This is a genomic window from Acinetobacter sp. NRRL B-65365, assembly GCF_001605865.1.
GTDB lineage: Bacteria > Pseudomonadota > Gammaproteobacteria > Pseudomonadales > Moraxellaceae > Acinetobacter > Acinetobacter vivianii.
In genome coordinates this window covers 18422-39275 of record NZ_LRPD01000020.1, presented here as the reverse complement: position 1 = coordinate 39275, position 20854 = coordinate 18422, and the positions used below count along the sequence as shown (strand labels likewise).

Here is a 20854-nt window from a genome sequence, read left to right as displayed (position 1 = left end):
ACAGCCAAAATTTTGCGTTCTTCTACTTCGTCTTGGAAGAAAGCACCATCAATCATGGTCGCTGTGGTATTTGGGTTATTGATTGCAATGAGGTTAAGTGCTTGTACTACATCTGGACAGTTATGACAGCTCAATGAAACAAACACATCAAAGTTTGCAGTCAAGTTTAAGCCTTTGATTTGAGTCAAGACTTCATCAGACACTTTCGGTGCATAACCAGAGACTTGTAATAATGCCAAGATCAAAGAAGTAAACTCATGTCCCATCGGTAAGCCAGCAAAGAACACACGCGGTTGTTCGCCTGCTTTCGCTACACCGAAGCTAGGACGGCGAACGTTTGAACCGTCAAAACGCGCCGTAACTTGGTCAGAAAGTTCCGCGATTTCCGTTACGAGTTCTTTGATTTTTTCTGCTTTATCTGAGTCATCTAAAGCAGCAACCAGTTCAATCGGACTTTCTAAACGTTCTAAATAAGCTTTTAATTGAGTTTTAATATTTTGATCTAACATGTATTACTCCAAACCCTAAGACTTTTAAATCAGTAAATTCATTCAATGAGGCTATAGTACGCAAAAACCATAAATAGGTAAAACAGTATGTTTTTATTATTTTGATCGAATAAACCTATCAAAAACAAATCAAACTATCTGATACATCTTGAGCGGGCTAGCTCAAGGGTAAATGGCTCTACCCGCTAGAATACATTCTGATCATAAAAATGCATTAATAATCAAGTTTTTGACTGATTCGATTTCTACGATTTTTCAAATGTTTGGCCAGCACATATAAAACTGCGCTTAAAGCCAAGACCAATATGACGATTCCCCACAAAATGACAGTCACAATATGGGAAACACGCTCAGCCTGCTGGGCACGTAGATCTAGCGGTTGTGTAAGTGCGGTAATACTTTTGCCATAAAGTTCCTGCTGCATCACCCACAACTGCTCAGGTTTAAAATCGTATTTTTTAAACAAAAGCGGATCATTTTTTTCAGCATCAATCAGCTGATTCACATAGATATTGGCGGTCTTACGATCAACAGGTTGATGTAATAAGGCCACTTGCGCCAAGACATAGGCTTTTTCAGTCGCAGAAATATCAGCTTGCTGTAAATCCTGCGCAATCTGACTTTCCACAATATTATTTTGATAACTCATCCACTGCTGATAGGCCTGTTTGGTTTCATCTTTCCAGTCATACTGAATGTAACTCAAACCAGACCAAAGCAAGATAAACGAAATAATCCATGCTAGAAAGCGCTGTGTCCATGCTTGAAAACGCTGCTGAAAAAACTTGATTTTTTTCGCCCAGCTCACAAGAAAAAAAGCACCAAGAAATGAGACAAATATTTTTAAAAACAGCCAGCCAAACCATGACAATAAATTAAAGAAATAATCGACAGGCTGTTTAAAAGGAATTAATTCCTGTACATGATAAGGCAAATCTAGCGCCTGAACCTGCATAGAAAGATCAAAGAAACGATAGATAAATTCTTTCTGAAAAAACAGCGATGCAATGGTAACAACCGCTAGAGTACTGGTCAGAAAAAACCAGATCATTAAATGACGCTGACGTTTTTTTAACACATCTAAACGCTGATCAAGCGGCTGTACACTAAAGTCGTCTATCGGTGACAATGATCTTTCCTTCAAAAATTAATCGTATCAAGATTGAGGTGGCTGACTATTCTCCAGCACCAAATGATTCAAACTATCCTGCAATGCACGTAAACGTGTCGTTGCTTCTGCACGTTTCTGCATGCCTTCTTTCTGGATCTGAATCACATCGTTTACTGTTTTAATGAGGGTGTTTTGAACATGTTCAAGTGTTTCCACATCAATCACTGAACGCTGATTCGCTTTCGCTGTATCAACCGAGTTTTGATGAAGTAACTCGGCATTACGACGTAATAGCTCATTGGTGGTGTCATCAATGGCTTTGGCAAGCTGCACGCTATTCTTCTGCTCTTGCAATGAAATCGCCAGACTAATCTGATTTTTCCAAGCTGGTAAAGTGATGTTTTTAATCGCATAGAACTTATCCACCAGCATCAGGTTATTCGACTGGATAATGCGGATCATTGGCAATGTTTGCATGGCAGACTGTTGTAAAACCTGTAAATCACTCACCCGCTTTTCAAGATTATTGGACAAATGATTCAGGTCATAAATCTGCTGCGTGGTCTGCTGATCCTGCTCTTGAGAGGTCAATGCTGAAATCTGCTGCTGGATATCTTGCTGCTTCAATTGACCCGCTGCAATGTATACGCCCAACTGCTTATATTCATCCTGTACGGCATCAAACATTTTATCAAGCGTACCAACTCGCGCCTTCAAGCCTGATTGCGAACTTTCAATTTCCTTAACCAACACATCAATTTGTTCTTTGGTGGTATTAAAATGCTGGTCAAAATTTTGTTTGGCGCCCTTAAGTTTGCTCAGTAAGCCACCAAAAAAACCTGAGCTTTTTGATTTATTCAGGATACTTGAAGTATTTAGTTGCTGAGCCACCTGAACCACTTCGTTGAGTTTTTGCCCCGTGCTATCCAGATCTTTATTTTGCACCAGACTTAATAACTCATCGGTATAAGTCGAGGTCTTATTGGCAATATTTTTACCGTACTCCGCCACAACAGTCGTGCTAATTTCTGCCAACTCTTTATGGGCATCCATCACTTCGGCAAGGTCTTGTGGCTGTAAACCCAATTCTTTTAGATTGAGTTGCTCAAAACGTTGCTCAGGCTTGAGTTCAAGTTCATGAGATACTTTGCTAAGTTCTGAATCTGACATGATATTCCCCTCTTATTTCTGTAATGATTTTTTCAAATTCTGAATCAAGTTTTCTCGACTCTTGTCCAGTTGCTCAATGGTCGCCGATGAACTGGACTCACGACTTTGCTTCAAATGATATTGCCATGCAGGAATTAAGACCTGTTGCGCTTCTTTAAAACGGTCTAAAAGACTAAAGGACAAATGTTGGGACAATTGCATTTGCTTCATCGCAATATCATTACTGCTCTGCAAAGTTTGTAACGTATTCACTTTTTTCGAAAGTCGCTCAACAAAATGGTCCAGCACCTGCAGTTTGCTAAATTGAGGATATTCTTTTAAAAACTCATCTGCGGCCTGAATATAAGCTGCCATCTGCTCGCGCAAACCGAATGCCTGCTGCAAACGTGATTGGGATTTCTGGATTTCGATCTGTAAGCGCTGACTCAAATGATTGGCTTCATTAATCAAACGATCTAAATCTTTGACATATTTGACTTGCCCAGCATCATATTCGACATCAATCCCCAACCATTTTTGCAATGCATTGAAGCGACGCCCACCCAGATATTTTTTTGAAACCGAAAGCTGCTGAATAATCTGACTAATCACTTCGCTCAGTTGCTGATTCAGCTTTGGATCAACGCCATTGAGCAGGACACTCTGTGCTTGCACCAAATGATCTGCATAATGATTTAAACGATGTGGATCGTTTAATAAAGGCACTAAATCATTACGCTTGATCGCTAAAATATGTTCTTGATTTGACTCAATTTGCGATAAAGGTATTAAGTCGGGCGGTATCGTCATATAAGTTAAAAATCGTGGGTACAAATAAATTTGGACAGGTTTATTTGTAGCATGTTCTCGCACTTTCGCATACAGCATTGTTGTTATGTTTTTTAAAATTTATTGCCAGATTAAAAAGCAAAAACCCTCTAAATTACAATCAATAAAGAGGGTTATACCGAGCCTGATTCATGATTTATTCATCATTCAGTGCACATTCAAAACTATTTGGATTTTGTTTACAGCGAACCTTCTTCAAGAAGTTCATCATTTTGGGATCGTAGATACCAGCTTTGGTCAGTGCAATACGTGCCTCACGCATCATTTTCATATAATTCACCTGCTCTTCAGGTGAAATATTCATCCAGTATTTTGCAGGTATTTCCTTTTCATATTTGGCGATAATATTAAAAGTACGACCGAGTTGACCTGCTACCCATTCACGTGACTTTTGTCCAAATCCTGCTGGAAACTTATCTTTGCGAATAATAAAATTTGCTGAAATTTGAGTGAGTGGAAATTTTACGATTCCACCTTTATCTCCCAAACCCTTATAAAGCTCAAAGGGCTTATAGGCAACAATCGGTGCTGGGACAATATCAATCTGATGATTGTTAAATTTTGCACCTGCATTGGTCACATCTACAGAAACTGCTTGGGCACCGACTTGAGCGACCAGCTTCGGTTGTGCCTCATCATAGGCAAACACCCCGACTTTCTTCCCCGCAGCCTTGGCTAATGTATTGATACTGCGGTCAGAAACAAACAGATAAGCAGGCCCAATCGTGCCAAGCCCGGCAATTTCATAAGGCCCATTGACCATACTTTTTGCAGCTTGCGGCTTTGACAAAATTTGATAGGCTAAAATTGCCGTTTTTAAATCGGTTAATGCGCCAATTGCATCCAGAGAACCGACATATTTATTGAACTGTCGCCCCCGTAAACCACTGATAATCGCACCATCGCATTGTCCAACTTTCAAATCTTCTGCGGCAACACGTTCATCGACATAAGCACGTAAATCGATATCCGCACCCCATTTCTTGGCTTCAAGCGCATAGTCCTTTGCCAATGCAAAAGCATCACCCGATTTACCCACAGGATCGAATACACACACTGTTTGCTTGGCCTGAGTCGCAACTGCAAATCCAAGTAAGGCCAAAGCAATCAAACCGTTTTTAATTATCATCTCGTTCTTCCCAGATAAGATTTATTATCTATTCATCTCACCTGATTTAGCGGCGTGATCCTATGACGCGATTTATTTTTTTAATAGATTTGCAGTCAATAAAAACCGAGTAGATGATTTAAATCAACTCATTAATCCGTTCGTTTTAAGAATTAATGAGTTGGTTTTTGTGGAAGCGCATAAGTTCCAATCACATGTGCTACTGGTTCTTCATCATCCAGCGAATACAACCAGACCTCGCCTGTAACTAAGGTTTTACCCACTTTGATCAACTTACAGACAGCTCGAAGATCGCGATTGCCATTTGGTTTACGAAAAAAGTTAATGGTCATATTGGTGGTCACGGCCATCGCGACCAGACCTAAATGTCCCAGAATGGCAATATACAGCACGTAATCTGCAACCAGCATTAAAGTCGGCCCTGAAACCGTCTGTCCCGGCCGCAAATCTCCTGCATCAACACGATAAAGCAGCTGTGCACCTCTTGGTGTAATCTCTTCAATGGTACTTTTCATCAACGCTTGCGGAAATTCCTGCGCCAAAAATCCCATAATTTCATCTTTTGTTGCTGCCATGCATTATTCCTATTGTTCCAGCTATATCTTTCTTAAACTGTAATGCTTGAGTTTCCCATCTAATCAGCCTGATTAGAAAGCTCATTTAATACCTGCCAATAGCTTGGCGGTTCACCCACATGACCACGTTCACGTAGCATTTGATGCACTTTTGGCAGTTTAAAGTAAGGTACCGCAGCCATCAAATGATGTTCTTTATGATAGTTAACATTAATCGGTGCAACCAAAGCGCGTGCAAGATAGCCTGCTTTGGTGGTACGGGTATTGGTTAAAGCACAAGGACTGCTCGCCATGCCAGCATGCTCTGCCATTGAACGAACTCTGAGAAATAAAGGAAATGGTGTTAAATATGCCACAACCCACAATGCATAAAGTTTAGGATGACCTGCTGCCCATAGGGCTGAAAGTAACGCTGCATTGGTGGCAATTGCCCCACTACTATTTTTCAAGAATGCTTTCGGATAATCAGTCCAGTGTTTGCCTTCCTGAGAAATCCAGCGACGATCATTAGAAACCGTCCACTCCATTTTCTCAATATCCATCAGCACACGACCAACCGCAAATTTAAATCCAGTCACTCCTGATAAATCACGCATAAATTTACGCATTAAAGATTTCTTAGAGGTCGGAAAGCCCGTCACAAGGGATAAATCAGGATCATCCACTGTTGAGGTTTTACTGTGATGACGCATATGATGAGCACGATATTTATGCAGATCATTCCAGATCGGACGTGCACATAACCAGTCAGTTAAAGTGTCATTGAGCCATTTGGTTTTAAACAGACTTTGATGAGATGCATCATGCATGATAATTGCCAATGCCAATTGACGTCCCGCCAAAATGACCAATGCAGCAATACACATCAGCAATTTACCCCATGCAGGTAAATATTCCCATGAGCTCGCTACTGCAGCAAAAGTCCCACCAATGACTGCCCACGTTGAGAACACAGCCCAACTGCCATGCAAATCTGATTTAGCGGTGAGTTCAGTAATTTCCTCTCTACTGAATAAGTCACTAATTGCAACGCGTGTATTCATCTCTCTATCCTGCCTGAATGTGTTCTATTCTTATAAAACTACACAATTTATATTTTTATTTTAAACTTAGTAATATTTCTGTCAATAAATTAAAATTAAATTATATGTAATATTTGTAATCAATATTTACTCGACATGATTTTCATAGAATTTACGCCATGCATCCAGACCTGTCTGATCAAGACGTTGCACACTTTCAGCAAACTGTTGTCGGAGCTGTACATCGACAAAATCTTCTGGTAACAAAGGATCATTCATCAATAAAGAAATCGTTTGTCGTCCAAGTAATAACGACTCTCGAGCGGCATCCTCTAAGGAAAGTTGCGGTACAGTCGCTAACCATTGCTGAATCATCTGACAATATTTCTCATAATTCTGGTTTAATATCTGGGTCGCCCAAAGTTTTGGCAAATTCGCTAAAGTTGTCGCATCAAAATGGTTAATTTGGCAGATTTTTGCGGTCTCTTCTAAACCTGAAGATTTTAATTCTGAAAATAACTGATCAAAGCCAATCGCCAGATTATCTGGACGAATATAAATTCCCTGTTCCAGCTCTTTAAAACCGAAATGTTTTAATGCTCTTTCCCGACGATTTAAAGCAGTACGATCAACACGCCCCAACTCACCGGTAAATACCGCCAGATATTGATGATTCCAGCGCTTGGTCTGTTTAATCCCTTGTTTACGATTCAACATGACATCAGCCCATTCATGCGACTGCACTGTAAACTGATACACGCCGCGCTCAATCGCTTCTATGACGCCATCACTCGATAAACGAGTAACCGCCACGCGAATGCTGTTCTCACTAATATCGAATAGTCTTGCCGCGACAATAATCTGCTTAATTGAAATCGCACGACCTTGTAGCCCCAGAAGCAAATCAATAATTAAGTCACGGGCATTCATTTTAGCTATTGTCATCTTGCAGTCGAACCCATATAGGAATATGAAAGATTAGAAATAAGAGATGGGAATCTTAACTGAGAATCTCCCTTTTCGCATTTGCAAAAAGGGAGAGTTTTTTATTTTTTATAGGAAAACAAACAACAAAATAATACCGAGAACAATACGGTACCAAGCAAACGCACGTAATGTATGTCGTTCAACAAATTTTACCAATGCGCTGACCACAAACAGTGCCGAAATAAAGGCAGCTACAAAACCCACTGCAATATTCAGCATATTGTCTTGCGTTAGTACATCAGCATTACGTGCCAAGTCAAATACCGCTGCACCCAACATGGTTGGCATCGCCAAGAAGAAGGAAAACTCGGTTGCTGCTTTACGAGACAAGCCCGAGAACATGCCACCGACAATAGTTGCACCTGAACGCGAGGTTCCCGGAATCATGGCCACACACTGCGCACAACCCACCAGAAAAGCCTGCTTATAGGTAATCTTGGTCGCATCCGTAGTTTTATGATCAAATTTAATTGATTCTACCCAGAAAATGATCAGGCCACCGACAATTAAAGCGACTGCAACCACAAGAGGACTAAACAAGACACTCTTAATAAAATCGACTGCAAATACTCCAATCACCACCGCAGGAATAAACGCCAATAAAACACTAAAAGCAAAATGTCGCGCTTCTGCATCGCCACTAAAAAAACCTTTGACTAAGTCAAAAATCTTTTGTCGATATAACCAGCATACCGCCAGAATCGCACCAAGCTGAATCACAACTTCAAAAACACGACCGTCATCTGAATGAAAGTCGATCATATGACCAAATAAAATCAAATGACCTGTACTTGAAATGGGTAGGAATTCGGTTAAACCCTCAATAAAGCCTAAAAATAAGGCTTTTAAAATTTCAATATGTTCCATAAATTACTCAAAAGCACGTAATACAAGAATAAAAATAAACGGCAAGCTTACCTTGAAATGGCATCATTTTATGTGATTGTCACGTAACGTTTTTATCAAAAAAGGACGCATGTACATAAATATCTCTTAAATAATCATCAGACTATTTTTCTTTTGCATTTGTTCGACCACTTCATGCGTATCAAAACCCAGACGCCAATATAAAAGTTCTAAAACATCTAACTCATCTTGGGTAATAATACGGTCATTCCAGAGGCATCTTTCTGCAATGGACAAAATATTGAGACGATCCCGTAATAACAACCCTGACACATCATTCAGGATTTCAGCCAGATCCAATGGCTCATCTGAAATATCCGCATAGGTTTGCATTTCCTCTTCAGTCAAAAGCAGTTGCAAAATACGTTCACGTACTTCAAGTTGATTCGGACTGTTGATTTGCTGGACATGCAACAAGGCATCAATCAGATGCACAATCTGAGATTTCACATCTTCAAAAGCAGCAGGTAGATGGGCGGGCATTAAATTGAGCTCATTTTTAACCCGTTCAAGCAATAAGGCATCCAATAACCCTACTTCCCCATCTTCCTGAATAATACACGCCAACTTCGTCAGAAATTGACGGGCAATACTGGCTGGCATGTGCCCAATATTCTTACAGGCATCATGGAAAATTTGCACATGAATACGCCCATCCAGATTCAATAAAGCATCGACAATGGCATGGCTGACAGGTGCATCCTGTGGAATAAATTCGCGATATTGACGGATCATTAAAATCGCAACCATTACCTCTCGCGAACCCGTTGCGGTTTGCATCGCACGCTGAATGAGTTCAGGACGTTTCTTATTTTTACGTATTTCTGGATTAAGCGGCTTAATCGCATCATTCAACGCAAAACTAATCGGTGATAAACGTAATAGTGGTAAAGGCTGTGGTGAACTCCAAGGCGTCGTAATGTCAGCGGTTTCTTCCTCCAGCGAACGAAACAAGCTAAACAAAGGACGATTACGTAATTTTCTTAGATTTTCTAATTGTAAATCTTGTAATAAAGTCGGATTCAATTCATAGATTCGATCTTTAATACTGGGATGAATATTCATCCAGCTTTGTGGACTCAATGAGTTTGCAAAGCACATATGCGAAATGGATTCAGAATAGGCACTGTGAATTTGCGAGCCCGAATGATGTACGTAAATCCGTAATAGGGTTTGAATATTGGCATTATTATTCATCAATCGCATGGTCTTAAGATCATTGCGAAAGGTCCGCCCACTTAAAGTCAGATATTTAATTCCACGGGTAATTAAAATCCCTAAACTTCCAATCAACCAAATCACCCCACCTATCGCGACAAAAATAGTTTCAAACTTATTGCGATAAGACGTTGCATAAGGACTATAACCCGCTTGAGCCAGCTTGCTTCCCCATTGGCTAAAGGTCGTTAGGCCACTATACAAAAGTTTAAGCTTGGTATTTTCAACTGCTTCACCAGATAAAATCTGATTGAACTCATAACTGAGCAAGCCATACAGTTCCAGCTCATCAAGATTTTGCAAAGCGCCCCAAGTCAGGATAATCACAATATCTTGCGACCTAAAACCAGCAGTCAAAGCATTTACACCAACTTCATCAGGTAAAACATAGACCGCAGGAGGATCGATAGAGAAGCTTTTGGCCACCTGCTCTACAATTTTTAATGCCGTACTTTCTTCGGGTGTACTTTCATCAAATACCAGACGTCTGGCCTTTAATTGCTTGGCAAGCGAATGCCCGCCTTCACGTAGTACATACAGTTCTGCACCAACCGACCAGAACAACACAAAAATAAGCAAGAGAATAAAATAAGGACTAAGAACATGCCACCAGATCGGCTGCGTATAATCGAAGAAATGGACGACCAAACCTAAAATTAGATTAAGAATAAAAACAGTCAACAACATCGCCAGCCAACAAAAGCTCATTGACCATGCAATATTCTTATTTTCGATTAAGTAATGGCTCATTTCTCTCAATGTAAATTTTCCTGATTACATTGTTTCTGTTTAGGACTTCCGTATCCGTTATCATAAAATAAAAAAGCGGGAAATTCCCGCTTTTCTATAGATTAAGATGATTACTCTTCTTTGATTCCTGTTAAATCAACCGAAGCGGCATCAATATTCACATCGATATAGCTATCTAGTTTATTTTTTGCAGAGTCGCTACGTTTTTGCTCGAGTTTATCAAGGTAATCCTTGTCGATTCCACCCGCCACATAAATACCATCAAACACTGAACAATCAAACTCAGTTAAATCTGGCACTTTGCTGGTACGAACTGCATTTTTCAAATCTTCCAAGTCTTGGAAAACCAGACGGTCTGCACCAATATTTTCACGGATTTCTTCAACTGTACGGCCTGATGCAATCAGTTCAGCCTTCGCAGGCATATCAATACCATACACATTTGGATATTTCACCATTGGCGCAGCTGAAGCAAAGAAGACTTTCTTCGCACCAGAATCACGTGCCATCTGGATAATTTCGTTACATGTGGTACCACGTACAATCGAGTCATCGACCAATAGAACATTCTTGTCTTTAAACTCAAGCTCTACAGGGTTCAATTTTTGACGAACTGATTTTTTACGTTGTTGCTGACCCGGCATAATGAAGGTACGTCCGATATAACGGTTTTTCATAAAACCTTCACGGAATTTCACACCCAAAATATTTGCCAATTCTAAAGCAGAGGTACGGCTGGTATCCGGAATTGGAATCACAACATCAATATCGTGCTCCTCACCCCATTCTTTCAAAATCTTATACGCCAGCTTCTCACCCATTTTTAAACGAGCTTTATACACTGAAATACCATCAATGGTTGCATCTGGACGAGCAAAATACACGTATTCGAAAATACATGGGCGATATTCAGGATTTGCAGCGCATTGTTTGCTAAACAGCTGTCCATTCTCATCAATGAAAATAGCTTCGCCAGGCGCAATATCACGCTCTACTTTAAAACCAAGCGCCGTAATCGCAACCGATTCAGAAGCAATAATATACTCAGTCCCTTGTTCAGTTTCGCGAGAACCATACACCAGAGGACGAATACCATTCGGATCACGGAAACCAACCAGGCCGTGGCCTGTAATCATGGCAACCACGCCATAAGCGCCTTTGCAACGTTCATGCACACGAGAAACTGTGTGGAAAATATCGTCTGGCGTTGGATTTAAGGTACGAATCTTCTGTAATTCATGCGCAAATACATTGAGCAGAACTTCTGAATCGGAATCCGTATTCATGTGACGTAAATCTGTTTTAAACAGGTCATCATGAATTTCTGCGGCATTGGTCAGGTTACCATTGTGTGCAAGGGTAATCCCGTACGGAGAGTTTACATAGAACGGCTGCGCTTCAGCACTGCTTGATGAACCTGCGGTTGGGTAACGCACATGTCCAATCCCGTAGTTCCCAAGCAATGCACGCATATGACGGGTATGGAATACATCGCGTACCATACCGTTATCTTTGCGGAGAAATAAACGCCCTTGGTGGCAGGTTACGATTCCTGCGGCATCCTGTCCTCGATGTTGCAGCATCGTTAAGGCATCAAATAACATTTGGTTCACTGGTGATTTACCGGCTATCCCAACAACTCCACACATAGCAACCTCGCGACAAGCTAGCGATTAATAAAAAGGATTTTTCGTCGAATGATCAGAACGGTCTGTGACAGCTGCACGTTCTGATTCGTCCATTTCTGGTGAAGGGCGATGTAACAACGCACCTTCGGATGTCATTTGATGTAAAGCTTGATTTGCCGCATCTTTGGACATTTCAGTTGCCAAAGGTGCGTAAGGTAATAAAATTTGTACGAATTTAGACTGTTTCCAGTGCGGTGAGCTTTCTACCCATGGCCCGAGACCTTGCATAGTGATCAGCACAATCAATAGACCTTTGAGGGAACCAAAAGCACCACCTGCTAAACGATTTAATGGGCCCAGTTTTAAACTTTTCAAGAGCCCATTGAGTAACGCTGAAACAATCCAGGTACATACCACGATGATCAATACGATAAAAGCAAAAGCAGCAATTTTTTGCACAACGGGGTCTTGGCTCAGACTGCTCATTGCAGGTGCCAATACCACCGCGTATTTTGCTCCAATGATCAATGCAAATATCCATCCGATCAAGTTCGCAAAGGCTTTAATAAATCCTTGGCGCAAACCGTTCAGCCCTCCAATGAGCAAGATGACCAGAATAATGATATCAAGCGTGTTCATTTCACAATGTCATCGCATTAACACAATCTTTGATTAGGGTTGGGCCTGTATAAATCAGTCCGCTATAGACTTGAACGAGACTCGCTCCTGCCTGTTGTTTCGCAACCGCATGCTCACCTGCCAAAATACCACCGACGCCGATCAAAGGAATCTGACCCGCGAGTACTTTCGCAAACTGGCGTAAACATTCGGTACTTTTCTCAAATACAGGCGCACCAGACAAGCCACCCGCTTCATTTCCGTTTTCAAGGTTTTCGACACCTTCACGGCCAAGCGTGGTATTGGTCACGATGAGACCATCAATCTTGAATTGCAATAATTGTGCTGCAATAAAATCAATATCTTCTGTGGTTAAATCTGGTGCAACTTTGAGCACGAGAGGAACATAATGATTATATTGTTTTGCGAGTTCTAGTTGACGATCTTTTAATGTTTGTAACAACTCTGTTAGTGCATCGCCACTTTGTAAGCTACGTAAGTTTTTGGTATTTGGAGATGAAATATTAACCGTAATATAAGAAGCGTAATTATAAACTTTTTCTAGGCAGATCAGATAATCAGAAACTGCATCTTCAACAGGCGTATCGGCATTTTTACCAATATTAATTCCAAGAACACCTTTAAATTTTGATGCTTTGACATTCTCAATCAGTTTATCTACGCCATCATTATTAAAGCCCATACGGTTAATAATGGCTTTTGCCTGAGGAATACGGAATAAACGCGGTTGAGGATTACCTGCTTGTGGACGTGGCGTAATGGTTCCAATTTCGATAAAACCGAAGCCTAGTGCTGCTAAAGCATCAATATGCGCACCATTTTTATCTAAACCAGCAGCAAGACCCACAGGATTTGGGAATTCTATTCCCATACATGTCACAGGTTTCGCTGCAACTTTCTGATGCATCAAGCCAATTTTATGGGCTTTATCCAGCATAGAAAGTGTAAGTTCATGTGCACGCTCTGGCGCTAAAGTAAACAACAAAGGGCGAGCCAATGAATATAACATACCAATCACAGTCTACTGTTTTTTCAAGTAGGCATATTATAGGCATAGGCGTATCAAAACGCCATGCCTGACATAGGGTTTTTAATGGCTTACTGTACTGTTGCAGTTAATTTAATCTGATTATTGCTTGACACCATATCCATTTTTTGAATGCTAATCCCCATTTGCGACAATTGCATTAAAAAGTTAGCTAAAACAGCATAGTTCTGATGTTCTGCCACCAGTTGAATCTGTTCGCCATTTTGCTGAGAGGATACAGCCAAACCCTGCTGTTGTGCCGTCCGCTGAATCTTGTCCGCAGCCGTCAGTGACAGATCATTGGCAGGTTTCATAGTGGCAGCATTACTCTGCATCCAAACAGTCAGATCTTTGAGCTCATTTAAGCGTTTTTGCTGCTGATCGGCTAAAGCATGCATTTTCCACAAGGAATAACCGATCACCGTCACAATCACAAAAATGGTTGTAAAAATAACCATCACGCGTTCACGCACAGATAAACTTTGCAGATATTCATTGAGTGCTTCAACTTTCTGGTCGAAGCTGTTTTGTAAACGTGTTAGTGCTTTCATTATTTTACTTTTACCACCCCGATTGCGCCCACACTGTCCGCCTGGACATTGCCTAACTCAGCCTGAAAACCCTGTTGATTTAATTGTTGGGTTAGTCCTTGTAAATCATCTGCCGATTTTGCTTTGAGTGACATGGCGAGTGTTGAAGCATCGTAGCTCACCTGCTGAGCTACAATCTGTTTTTGCATTAGGATTGGCCCGACACGACTCAACAGTGACAGTGCCTGCGTATCGCCAAGCTGACTCATACGCAACTGGCTTTCAAACTGGCTCTTAATATTTTGTTCGGTCACCCTGATATTTTCACCGAACCAGTATTTGTATTGGTCAATAGCTTGAACAGCCGTCTGATCGGCGACTTTTTTCAATTTCGACCAGCGCAAAGTATCATAGCCCAATTGCACCACGATCACAGCCAAAAGTACTGCTGCGGCAGCTTTCCAGTAGCCCGACCATTGGGTTTCTGCATTTTTTGACTTCGGCAAAACATTAAAGGGATGCTGTTTTGCTTTTAACAGTGGCTGAAATTGGTAACTGAACTCTGTACGCTGATCTTTGCTAGATGCCGTTGCCAGACTGTCCATCTGGGCAGCATTTAAATTAGCAAACTTAAATTGTGTTTCAGGTGGCTGGAACTCAAGAAATAAGCCGAGATCATCCACCGAGTTGCCTAGCCATGCATTTTCTCTGACCAGTAAATGATCATAGAGATTGACCAACACAACTTCATGTTGCTCTGGCTCAGGCAAAATCAAAAAGTCAGGTAAGTAAGCGCTAATCTGGACAGGTAACAAACTAAGAGCATGCTGCCAAGTTTCAATGGTTGACTGTGCTACACCTAGAATATTGACTTGATCCTGATGAAAATGATGTACCACTTTCATTTGATCAATCGGTAAGGTTACAAACTCTTCGAGGAGATATTTAATCCCCTCTTGTCCTAATTGTTTGTAATGTACCTTTGTCATTGCTTGTTGCAACATCTGAGCATTACGGCTTGGAAAATAAACCACCGCTTCTTTTCCATTGTGCTCTTGCAAGTCTTGAATCAATTGCTCAAGACTATTGGCTTGCAACCAGTTTTCCCCAGCCGACCAATACCATGTTCCATTGGTTTCGGGCATCCATATATGCAGCATCGGTGTTCAGTACCCTTATCCTAACGCGGATATATAAAAATTATAGTGTTGGCGTAAAACGATTCTTTTGTGTCGATAATCCATTCGCGATCACAGCCTGATCATAAATACGGGCTTCTGCCAATGCAAATGGATTAAAGTTCTCATGGGTCAACTGTTCAGCGATATGTGCCACAACATTCATGTGACACACCACCGCAATTGACTCGTACGGTAATTTTGACAACCATTCAATTGCATCTTTGGCATCATCATCTGGTTTGATCTTATCGCAAATCAGAACTGGAATGCCGTGAAAATGTGCTTTGATATGGGCCAAAGTTTCTTGAGCACGCAATAAAGGGCTCACCACAAAGATCTCAGGCTGAATCACATCTTTTAAAAACTGCCCAGTTTGCTCAGCTTGCTGATGTCCACGCTGGGTTAATGGGCGTTGCATATCGTTTCCATTGATGGCTGGAGACGCTTCACCGTGACGAACTAAAGTTAACTGCATAAAACGACCTTATTTTTTATAGCTGTATCATAACGCGAATAGATGACAGTTTTTTGATTAGACTTCATGATGAGGCAAAACAAACTCAACATCACTACGATGACCATTTTTCATTAAAGACAGCGCAATATTCATTGGCGGTGCGCCTTCAAAAATCACTTCATACAGTGCATTGGTAATTGGCATATACACATCCAGCTCTTGTGCTTTGGTACGCACCTGAACAATGGTATTAATCCCTTCAGCGGTTTGTCCCAGTTCTTTGGTCGCCTGATCCAGTGTTTTACCTGAACCTAGAGCAAAGCCAATCTGATAGTTACGGCTCAACGGACTATTACAGGTCGCAAATAAATCACCGACACCCGATAAGCCTAAGAATGTCAAAGGATTCGCACCCTGCTTTACCGCAAATCGGCTCATCTCAGCCAAAGCACGCGTCAGGATCATACTCTTGGTATTTTCACCAATCTTGTATGCATCACCCATCCCCATCGCCACGGCATAGATATTTTTCAGTGCACCGCCCAATTCCACACCATGTACATCATCGCTACCAAACACGCGGAATAAGGCGCTGTGTAACGCGTGCTGAACTGCATAGCGAACCAGTTCAGAATCACTGGCAATTACAGTGCCTGATGGCATCCCCGCCATAATTTCTTTGGCAAGATTTGGACCCGATAACACACCGTATGGTACTTCTGGTAATTCTGTACGAATGATATCGCTCATGAAACTGAAGGTTTTAGCCTCAATCCCTTTGGTTAATGAAATCACCGCCTGAGAGGTAATAAATGGCGCAATCTGCTTTAACACATCACGAAAGGAATGACTCGGAATCGCCACCAGAATAATGTCACGGTCACGTACAGCAAGCTCCAGATCGGCAACTGCACGTAATCCTGGTTCCAAGGTAAAATCAGGCAAATAGCGTTTATTGACGTGAGTTTGATTGATTTCTTCCGCCACCGCAGCATCACGAATCCAGATCATGGTATCGCAACCATTACGCACTGCTAGATTTGCCATGGCTGTACCAAAACTACCGCCACCCAACACTGTAATTCTTAATGCTGTTTTTTGATCTACAGCCACGGGTTCAACTAAATCGCTAAATTTTAACTCTGTCATTTTTTATCCTGAAACCTATTTCTTTCTTTAATCATTACAAACCGAGCTTAGTTTGCTTGCCACACTTTGACAAAATCCTGACTGTTTATTTCTGCACGCGGAGCAATCGCCTTTGCCGCAGTTCCGATATAGATAATACCTGAAATTAAATCTTGCTCTTTTAAACCTAACTGTTGTTTTAACCAGTTTGACTCAACCACAGCACCTGAACGCCACATGGTTGCGAACCCTTGTGCCTGTAAAGATAACAAGAAATTCTGAATCGCTGCACCCGTGCTCAGGATCTGCTCAAAGTGCGGTACTTTGGGATGATCTTGAAGGGTCGTTAAAGCTAAAACCAGCAACGGCGCACGGAATGGGTGCTGTTTCACCCGATCAAGCTGTGCAGGCTCTGTTTCTCCGAGGTCTGCCAAAGCTTTGGCCAGATGCTCACCAAAAGCAGCACGTTGCTCAGGTGTAACGATCACAAAACGGGTAGGTTTTAAACGATGATGATCTGGTGCTGTCAACGCAGCTTGTACTGCTTTTTCGAGTTGTTCTGTATTTGGCGCTGGCTCAATAAGTTGACCAATAGATTGACGTTGATGAATATTTTGATGAATTGTCTCTATATTTGAGTCCGTCATTGAAATGAATCTAACTAACACAAGGATGGCGCTAGATTAGCATAATCTGAATGATTTCCACTATGCCTAATTCATGCTTGTCTCTGCTGCTTATATTGCTTTTTTGTCAGTAAATGAAAATATCATCATTGCTAAGCTCATCATTCATTTGACAAAATTAACAGAGTCTCTGCACAAACTGTACATAACCTGCCAAAGCACTCAAAAATTATATGTTCAAATAATATGATTACGTAACCACTTGAGAACAAGCAATGAAAAAAACCTTCATCATGAGTTTACTTGGCGGCTTAGCATTGGGTCTGACTGCATGTGCATCTACCCCGACCAACACATTAGCGATTCAAAAAGAAAATAATCAATATGAAGTAACAGGCATTGGTAAAACAAATTTGATCGCTAAAAATAATGCGATTAGCGCTGCCCAAAAAACCTGTACTCGCAATACCTCGCCTGTTGTTGTAGATGAAAAAACAGCTTATCAAGGTGTACTGAAAGGTGTTGTAGATGAGCAGACGGGCAAGATGGTTGAAGCTGCCGCAGGTGTGATTGGTACTATTACTGGTAAAAATGCTTCTTTAGCCAAAGATGATGATTACCAGACCACTCTCACCTTCTATTGCAAAGCCAACGCTTAAAAACAAAAAAGCCGATGTTTCTACATCGGCTTTTATTTTCTGGATTGCTTAGTGACCTTCGCTCGCAGCAACCTCTGCAACATCAGTATTATGTTCATCTAAATTCGGTTTATCGATTGCATCAATTGCAGCTTGTTGCTCTGGCGTCGTTTGAGTTGCTACAGCAGCAGAAGCAGCCTGATCTTGCTGTTCAACATTCTTCGCTTCTTCTTTCTTTGCACATGCAGTCAGCATGATTGGAGCAATGATTAGCGCGGCAAGGGTTAATTTAAATTTCATCACGGCTTTCCACAGTAACTTGGTTAACTTGTGACAAGCATATTTCAGATATATGACACTTTAATGACTGCAACGTTGTACAAAAGTAAAAAGAGCCGATTTAAATCGACTCTTTTTTATATTTTCGTGACTAATCAAAAGTTTAAATCTTGATTAAGCACGTTCAAGTAAAGCTGCAACCGCAGGTAAAGTCTTACCTTCTACAAACTCAAGGAAGGCACCACCACCCGTTGAGATATAGCCAATTTGGTCAGCAACTGCATATTTATCAATCGCAGCCAATGTATCACCACCACCTGCAATCGAGAAACCAGCAGATTCAGCAATCGCCAAAGAAAGAGCCTTCGTACCTTCGCCGAATTGATCCACTTCAAATACGCCTACTGGGCCATTCCAAAGAATCGTTTTTGAAGTTTTCAAGATCTCTGCAAATGCTTTAGCCGTTTCAGGACCAACATCCAGAATCATATCGGTATCGGTCACATCAGCAACATTTTTCACAACAGCTTGTGCGTTTGCCAATGAACCCAAGAAGTCTTCAAAGTTGATTTGGCTTGCATCTGCAACCACAACATCAGTTGGTAATGGCACACTCACTTTTGCAGCAATTTGTTTTGCTGTTTCAACCAAATCAGCTTCGTAAAGTGATTTACCAACGTTATAACCCGCTGCCGCAAGGAAAGTATTGGCAATACCACCACCAACGATCAATTGATCGCAGATTGTTGATAATGAGTTTAATACATCAAGTTTAGTTGATACTTTAGAACCCGCAACAATTGCCACCATTGGTTTTTCTGGAGTTTGCATTGCACGACCAAGCGCATCTAATTCAGCAGCCAACAATGGACCTGCTGCTGCGATTGGTGCAAAACGTGCTGCACCTTCAGTTGATGCTTCTGCACGGTGCGCTGTACCAAATGCATCCATAACAAATACGTCACAAAGCGCTGCATATTTTTTTGCAAGTTCTTCGTTATTCTTCTTTTCACCGTGGTTGAAACGCACGTTTTCAAGCAATACTACCTGACCCGCTGCAACGTCCACGCCATCTAAATAGTCTGTGAATAATTTAACGTCTTGACCTAAAGCTTTGCTTAAATAAGCAGCAACTGGTGCAAGTGATTGTTCTGGTTTTGGCTCACCTTCTACAGGACGACCCAAATGAGAAAATACCATTACTGCCGCGCCTTTTTCCAAAGCAGCTTTAATGGTTGGCAATGCAGCACGTAAACGTGCATCACTGGTAATTTCCCCATTTTTTACAGGAACGTTTAAGTCTTCACGAATAAGGACACGTTTACCTGCTAAATCAAGATCAGTCATGCGCTGAAAATTCATGGATGGCTCTCTAGTTGATTTTAAAAACGGCACAATTTTAAATGATTCTCTGAAATAAAGGTGAGTTTTTTTGCAGAAAAGCTGCCGAAGCCGTCACTTTTGATTATGATAATCAGCGTCACCCGATCTTTATTATTATTATGTCTATTCATCCAGATCCTAAAATTAATCGTTTAAATGTACTTGGCGAACCTTTAGCCAGCTGTTGTTATGATCCGCTGACCGGATATTTCCGTAATGGTTTTTGTCACACGGCGGTCACCGACTCAGGTCAACACACCATGTGCGCACAAATGACCTCTGAATTTCTGAATTTTTCACAAAAAGTCGGCAATGACCTGATCACACCGTTACCAGAAGTCGGCTTTCCCGGGCTTAAACCGGGTGACTTTTGGTGTATCTGTGTGACGCGTTGGGTCGAAGCATATCAAGCAGGACAAGCACCTCCTATTAAGTTGAATGCCTGCCACAATGCCGTTCTGCATTATGTTCCTTTGAATATCCTTGTGGAATATGCAGTGTAATGCGCCAGTATGAACTGATTCTGGCCTCAAGCAGCCAAACCCGTAAAGACCTCATGGATCGTTTAAGGCTGAATTATCGCTGTATTTCCCCTGATATTGATGAATCTGCAACAGGTGAATTACATGCCGATGATTTGGCTAAACGTCTCGCTTTTGAAAAAGCAGCTGTGATCGCTCAGCAACATCCAGATGCGATTGTGATTGGTTCCGATCAGGTGGCTTGGCGTGAACATGCTCCCTATGATTTTATTGGCAAGCCTTTAAGCGTTGAAAATGCCATTCAGCAATTACAGGCCAACTCAGGTCAAACTGTATTTTTCAGCACCGCGCTCAGTGTTCAACATTTACAATCTGGCTTTGAAACCACACTGGTTGAACATTACCAAGTCAAATTTCGTCAGCTGACATTGGCGGAAATTGAGCGTTGTATTGAAATAGATCAACCTTTACATTGTGCGGGAAGTTTTAAATGTGAAAGCTTGGGGATTAGCTTATTTGAGAAAATGGTGGGTGATGATCAAACCACATTGATGGGCTTACCGATGATTCAGTTGTGTAAGATTTTACGTGAGTTTGGGATAAATGTTCCTTAAAAAATGCCCTGACCTAAACTCAATTTAGATCAGGGGC

Annotated in this window: 22 protein-coding genes and 1 pseudogene; 3 read left to right on the top strand and 20 right to left on the bottom strand. The window is 41.4% G+C overall.

Annotated elements, in window-relative coordinates; translation table 11 throughout:
• From AWW72_RS09410 to AWW72_RS09325, 18 genes and pseudogenes are all read right to left on the bottom strand, one after another.
• Nucleotides 1-509: pseudogene (locus AWW72_RS09410) on the bottom strand (alkyl hydroperoxide reductase subunit F); the annotation flags it as partial.
• 214 nt (nt 510-723) lie between these two features.
• Nucleotides 724-1638, bottom strand: coding sequence for a hypothetical protein (locus AWW72_RS09405; protein WP_062847161.1), 915 nt, complete (start codon nt 1636-1638; stop codon nt 724-726).
• 27 nt (nt 1639-1665) lie between these two features.
• Nucleotides 1666-2790, bottom strand: a complete 1125-nt coding sequence (locus tag AWW72_RS09400; protein ID WP_062847160.1) for a toxic anion resistance protein — start codon at nt 2788-2790, stop codon at nt 1666-1668.
• A 12-nt stretch (nt 2791-2802) separates the two neighbouring features.
• Complete coding sequence (locus tag AWW72_RS09395; RefSeq protein WP_062847163.1) at nt 2803-3579, bottom strand: hypothetical protein; 777 nt, start codon at nt 3577-3579, stop codon at nt 2803-2805.
• A gap of 175 nt (nt 3580-3754) precedes the next feature.
• A complete protein-coding gene (locus AWW72_RS09390) occupies nt 3755-4747 on the bottom strand; it encodes a putative solute-binding protein (protein WP_062847159.1) in 993 nt (330 codons plus the stop codon).
• Between the two features lie 152 nt (nt 4748-4899).
• Nucleotides 4900-5322 carry a PaaI family thioesterase gene (locus AWW72_RS09385; protein WP_062847158.1) on the bottom strand — a complete coding sequence of 141 codons (423 nt, stop codon included), beginning with the start codon at nt 5320-5322 and terminating at the stop codon, nt 4900-4902.
• Nucleotides 5323-5381: 59 nt separating this feature from the next.
• Entirely contained in the window at nt 5382-6365 is a 984-nt protein-coding gene (locus AWW72_RS09380) for a fatty acid desaturase family protein (protein ID WP_062847157.1), read from the bottom strand.
• 126 nt (nt 6366-6491) lie between these two features.
• On the bottom strand, nt 6492-7289 hold the full coding sequence (locus tag AWW72_RS09375) for a PaaX family transcriptional regulator (RefSeq protein WP_062847156.1): 798 nt from the start codon (nt 7287-7289) through the stop codon (nt 6492-6494).
• A 108-nt stretch (nt 7290-7397) separates the two neighbouring features.
• A complete protein-coding gene (locus AWW72_RS09370) occupies nt 7398-8198 on the bottom strand; it encodes an undecaprenyl-diphosphate phosphatase (protein ID WP_062847155.1) in 801 nt (266 codons plus the stop codon).
• A gap of 126 nt (nt 8199-8324) precedes the next feature.
• Complete coding sequence (locus tag AWW72_RS09365; RefSeq protein ID WP_171066985.1) at nt 8325-10214, bottom strand: M48 family metalloprotease; 1890 nt, start codon at nt 10212-10214, stop codon at nt 8325-8327.
• A 101-nt stretch (nt 10215-10315) separates the two neighbouring features.
• Nucleotides 10316-11854, bottom strand: a complete 1539-nt coding sequence (purF, locus tag AWW72_RS09360; RefSeq protein ID WP_005257025.1) for an amidophosphoribosyltransferase — start codon at nt 11852-11854, stop codon at nt 10316-10318.
• Between the two features lie 24 nt (nt 11855-11878).
• A complete protein-coding gene (locus tag AWW72_RS09355) occupies nt 11879-12472 on the bottom strand; it encodes a CvpA family protein (protein WP_004771717.1) in 594 nt (197 codons plus the stop codon).
• A gap of 1 nt (nt 12473) precedes the next feature.
• Entirely contained in the window at nt 12474-13481 is a 1008-nt protein-coding gene (locus AWW72_RS09350) for a quinone-dependent dihydroorotate dehydrogenase (RefSeq protein ID WP_062847154.1), read from the bottom strand.
• 89 nt (nt 13482-13570) lie between these two features.
• Nucleotides 13571-14050: a type II secretion system protein M gene (locus AWW72_RS09345; protein WP_062847153.1), complete on the bottom strand. Its 480-nt coding sequence runs from the start codon at nt 14048-14050 to the stop codon at nt 13571-13573.
• Entirely contained in the window at nt 14050-15189 is a 1140-nt protein-coding gene (gene gspL, locus AWW72_RS09340) for a type II secretion system protein GspL (protein ID WP_062847152.1), read from the bottom strand. The genes AWW72_RS09345 and gspL overlap by 1 nt, the downstream gene beginning before the upstream one ends.
• A 40-nt stretch (nt 15190-15229) precedes the next feature.
• Entirely contained in the window at nt 15230-15685 is a 456-nt protein-coding gene (sixA, locus tag AWW72_RS09335) for a phosphohistidine phosphatase SixA (RefSeq protein ID WP_005257021.1), read from the bottom strand.
• A gap of 57 nt (nt 15686-15742) precedes the next feature.
• Complete coding sequence (locus AWW72_RS09330; RefSeq protein ID WP_062847151.1) at nt 15743-16816, bottom strand: NAD(P)H-dependent glycerol-3-phosphate dehydrogenase; 1074 nt, start codon at nt 16814-16816, stop codon at nt 15743-15745.
• Nucleotides 16817-16863: 47 nt separating this feature from the next.
• On the bottom strand, nt 16864-17442 hold the full coding sequence (locus AWW72_RS09325; protein WP_004771710.1) for a nitroreductase family protein: 579 nt from the start codon (nt 17440-17442) through the stop codon (nt 16864-16866).
• Nucleotides 17443-17696: 254 nt separating this feature from the next.
• Here AWW72_RS09325 and AWW72_RS09320 point away from each other — a divergent pair, with 254 nt between their 5' ends.
• Nucleotides 17697-18080 (top strand): hypothetical protein, encoded by a 384-nt coding sequence (locus AWW72_RS09320; RefSeq protein WP_005257017.1) that lies wholly within the window; start codon nt 17697-17699, stop codon nt 18078-18080.
• A gap of 48 nt (nt 18081-18128) precedes the next feature.
• Here the strand turns inward: AWW72_RS09320 and AWW72_RS09315 are convergent, their stop codons facing one another.
• Both AWW72_RS09315 and AWW72_RS09310 read right to left on the bottom strand, forming a co-directional pair.
• Nucleotides 18129-18359, bottom strand: coding sequence for a hypothetical protein (locus AWW72_RS09315; RefSeq protein WP_062847150.1), 231 nt, complete (start codon nt 18357-18359; stop codon nt 18129-18131).
• Between the two features lie 153 nt (nt 18360-18512).
• Nucleotides 18513-19700, bottom strand: a complete 1188-nt coding sequence (locus AWW72_RS09310; RefSeq protein ID WP_062847149.1) for a phosphoglycerate kinase — start codon at nt 19698-19700, stop codon at nt 18513-18515.
• 140 nt (nt 19701-19840) lie between these two features.
• On the opposite strand from AWW72_RS09310, the gene AWW72_RS09305 reads away from it, so the two are divergent.
• Both AWW72_RS09305 and AWW72_RS09300 read left to right on the top strand, forming a co-directional pair.
• Entirely contained in the window at nt 19841-20224 is a 384-nt protein-coding gene (locus AWW72_RS09305; RefSeq protein WP_004771704.1) for a DUF2237 family protein, read from the top strand.
• Nucleotides 20224-20817: a Maf family protein gene (locus tag AWW72_RS09300; protein ID WP_062847148.1), complete on the top strand. Its 594-nt coding sequence runs from the start codon at nt 20224-20226 to the stop codon at nt 20815-20817. The genes AWW72_RS09305 and AWW72_RS09300 overlap by 1 nt, the downstream gene beginning before the upstream one ends.
• Nucleotides 20818-20854: the final 37 nt, after the last annotated feature.

Excerpts from the sequence above, each read along its gene's own strand:
- AWW72_RS09320 (WP_005257017.1), top strand. The coding sequence starts at position 17,697 with ATGAAAAAAACCTTCATCATGAGTTTACTTGGCGGCTTAGCATTGGGT.
- AWW72_RS09355 (WP_004771717.1), bottom strand. The coding sequence starts at position 12,472 with ATGAACACGCTTGATATCATTATTCTGGTCATCTTGCTCATTGGAGGG.
- AWW72_RS09385 (WP_062847158.1), bottom strand. The coding sequence starts at position 5,322 with ATGGCAGCAACAAAAGATGAAATTATGGGATTTTTGGCGCAGGAATTT.
- AWW72_RS09305 (WP_004771704.1), top strand. The coding sequence starts at position 19,841 with ATGTCTATTCATCCAGATCCTAAAATTAATCGTTTAAATGTACTTGGC.
- AWW72_RS09395 (WP_062847163.1), bottom strand. The coding sequence starts at position 3,579 with ATGACGATACCGCCCGACTTAATACCTTTATCGCAAATTGAGTCAAAT.
- purF (WP_005257025.1), bottom strand. The coding sequence starts at position 11,854 with ATGTGTGGAGTTGTTGGGATAGCCGGTAAATCACCAGTGAACCAAATG.
- AWW72_RS09300 (WP_062847148.1), top strand. The coding sequence starts at position 20,224 with ATGCGCCAGTATGAACTGATTCTGGCCTCAAGCAGCCAAACCCGTAAA.
- AWW72_RS09345 (WP_062847153.1), bottom strand. The coding sequence starts at position 14,050 with ATGAAAGCACTAACACGTTTACAAAACAGCTTCGACCAGAAAGTTGAA.
- AWW72_RS09380 (WP_062847157.1), bottom strand. The coding sequence starts at position 6,365 with ATGAATACACGCGTTGCAATTAGTGACTTATTCAGTAGAGAGGAAATT.
- AWW72_RS09400 (WP_062847160.1), bottom strand. The coding sequence starts at position 2,790 with ATGTCAGATTCAGAACTTAGCAAAGTATCTCATGAACTTGAACTCAAG.
- AWW72_RS09370 (WP_062847155.1), bottom strand. The coding sequence starts at position 8,198 with ATGGAACATATTGAAATTTTAAAAGCCTTATTTTTAGGCTTTATTGAG.
- AWW72_RS09375 (WP_062847156.1), bottom strand. The coding sequence starts at position 7,289 with ATGACAATAGCTAAAATGAATGCCCGTGACTTAATTATTGATTTGCTT.
- gspL (WP_062847152.1), bottom strand. The coding sequence starts at position 15,189 with ATGCTGCATATATGGATGCCCGAAACCAATGGAACATGGTATTGGTCG.
- AWW72_RS09390 (WP_062847159.1), bottom strand. The coding sequence starts at position 4,747 with ATGATAATTAAAAACGGTTTGATTGCTTTGGCCTTACTTGGATTTGCA.
- AWW72_RS09310 (WP_062847149.1), bottom strand. The coding sequence starts at position 19,700 with ATGAATTTTCAGCGCATGACTGATCTTGATTTAGCAGGTAAACGTGTC.
- sixA (WP_005257021.1), bottom strand. The coding sequence starts at position 15,685 with ATGCAGTTAACTTTAGTTCGTCACGGTGAAGCGTCTCCAGCCATCAAT.
- AWW72_RS09315 (WP_062847150.1), bottom strand. The coding sequence starts at position 18,359 with ATGAAATTTAAATTAACCCTTGCCGCGCTAATCATTGCTCCAATCATG.
- AWW72_RS09330 (WP_062847151.1), bottom strand. The coding sequence starts at position 16,816 with ATGACAGAGTTAAAATTTAGCGATTTAGTTGAACCCGTGGCTGTAGAT.
- AWW72_RS09325 (WP_004771710.1), bottom strand. The coding sequence starts at position 17,442 with ATGACGGACTCAAATATAGAGACAATTCATCAAAATATTCATCAACGT.
- AWW72_RS09350 (WP_062847154.1), bottom strand. The coding sequence starts at position 13,481 with ATGTTATATTCATTGGCTCGCCCTTTGTTGTTTACTTTAGCGCCAGAG.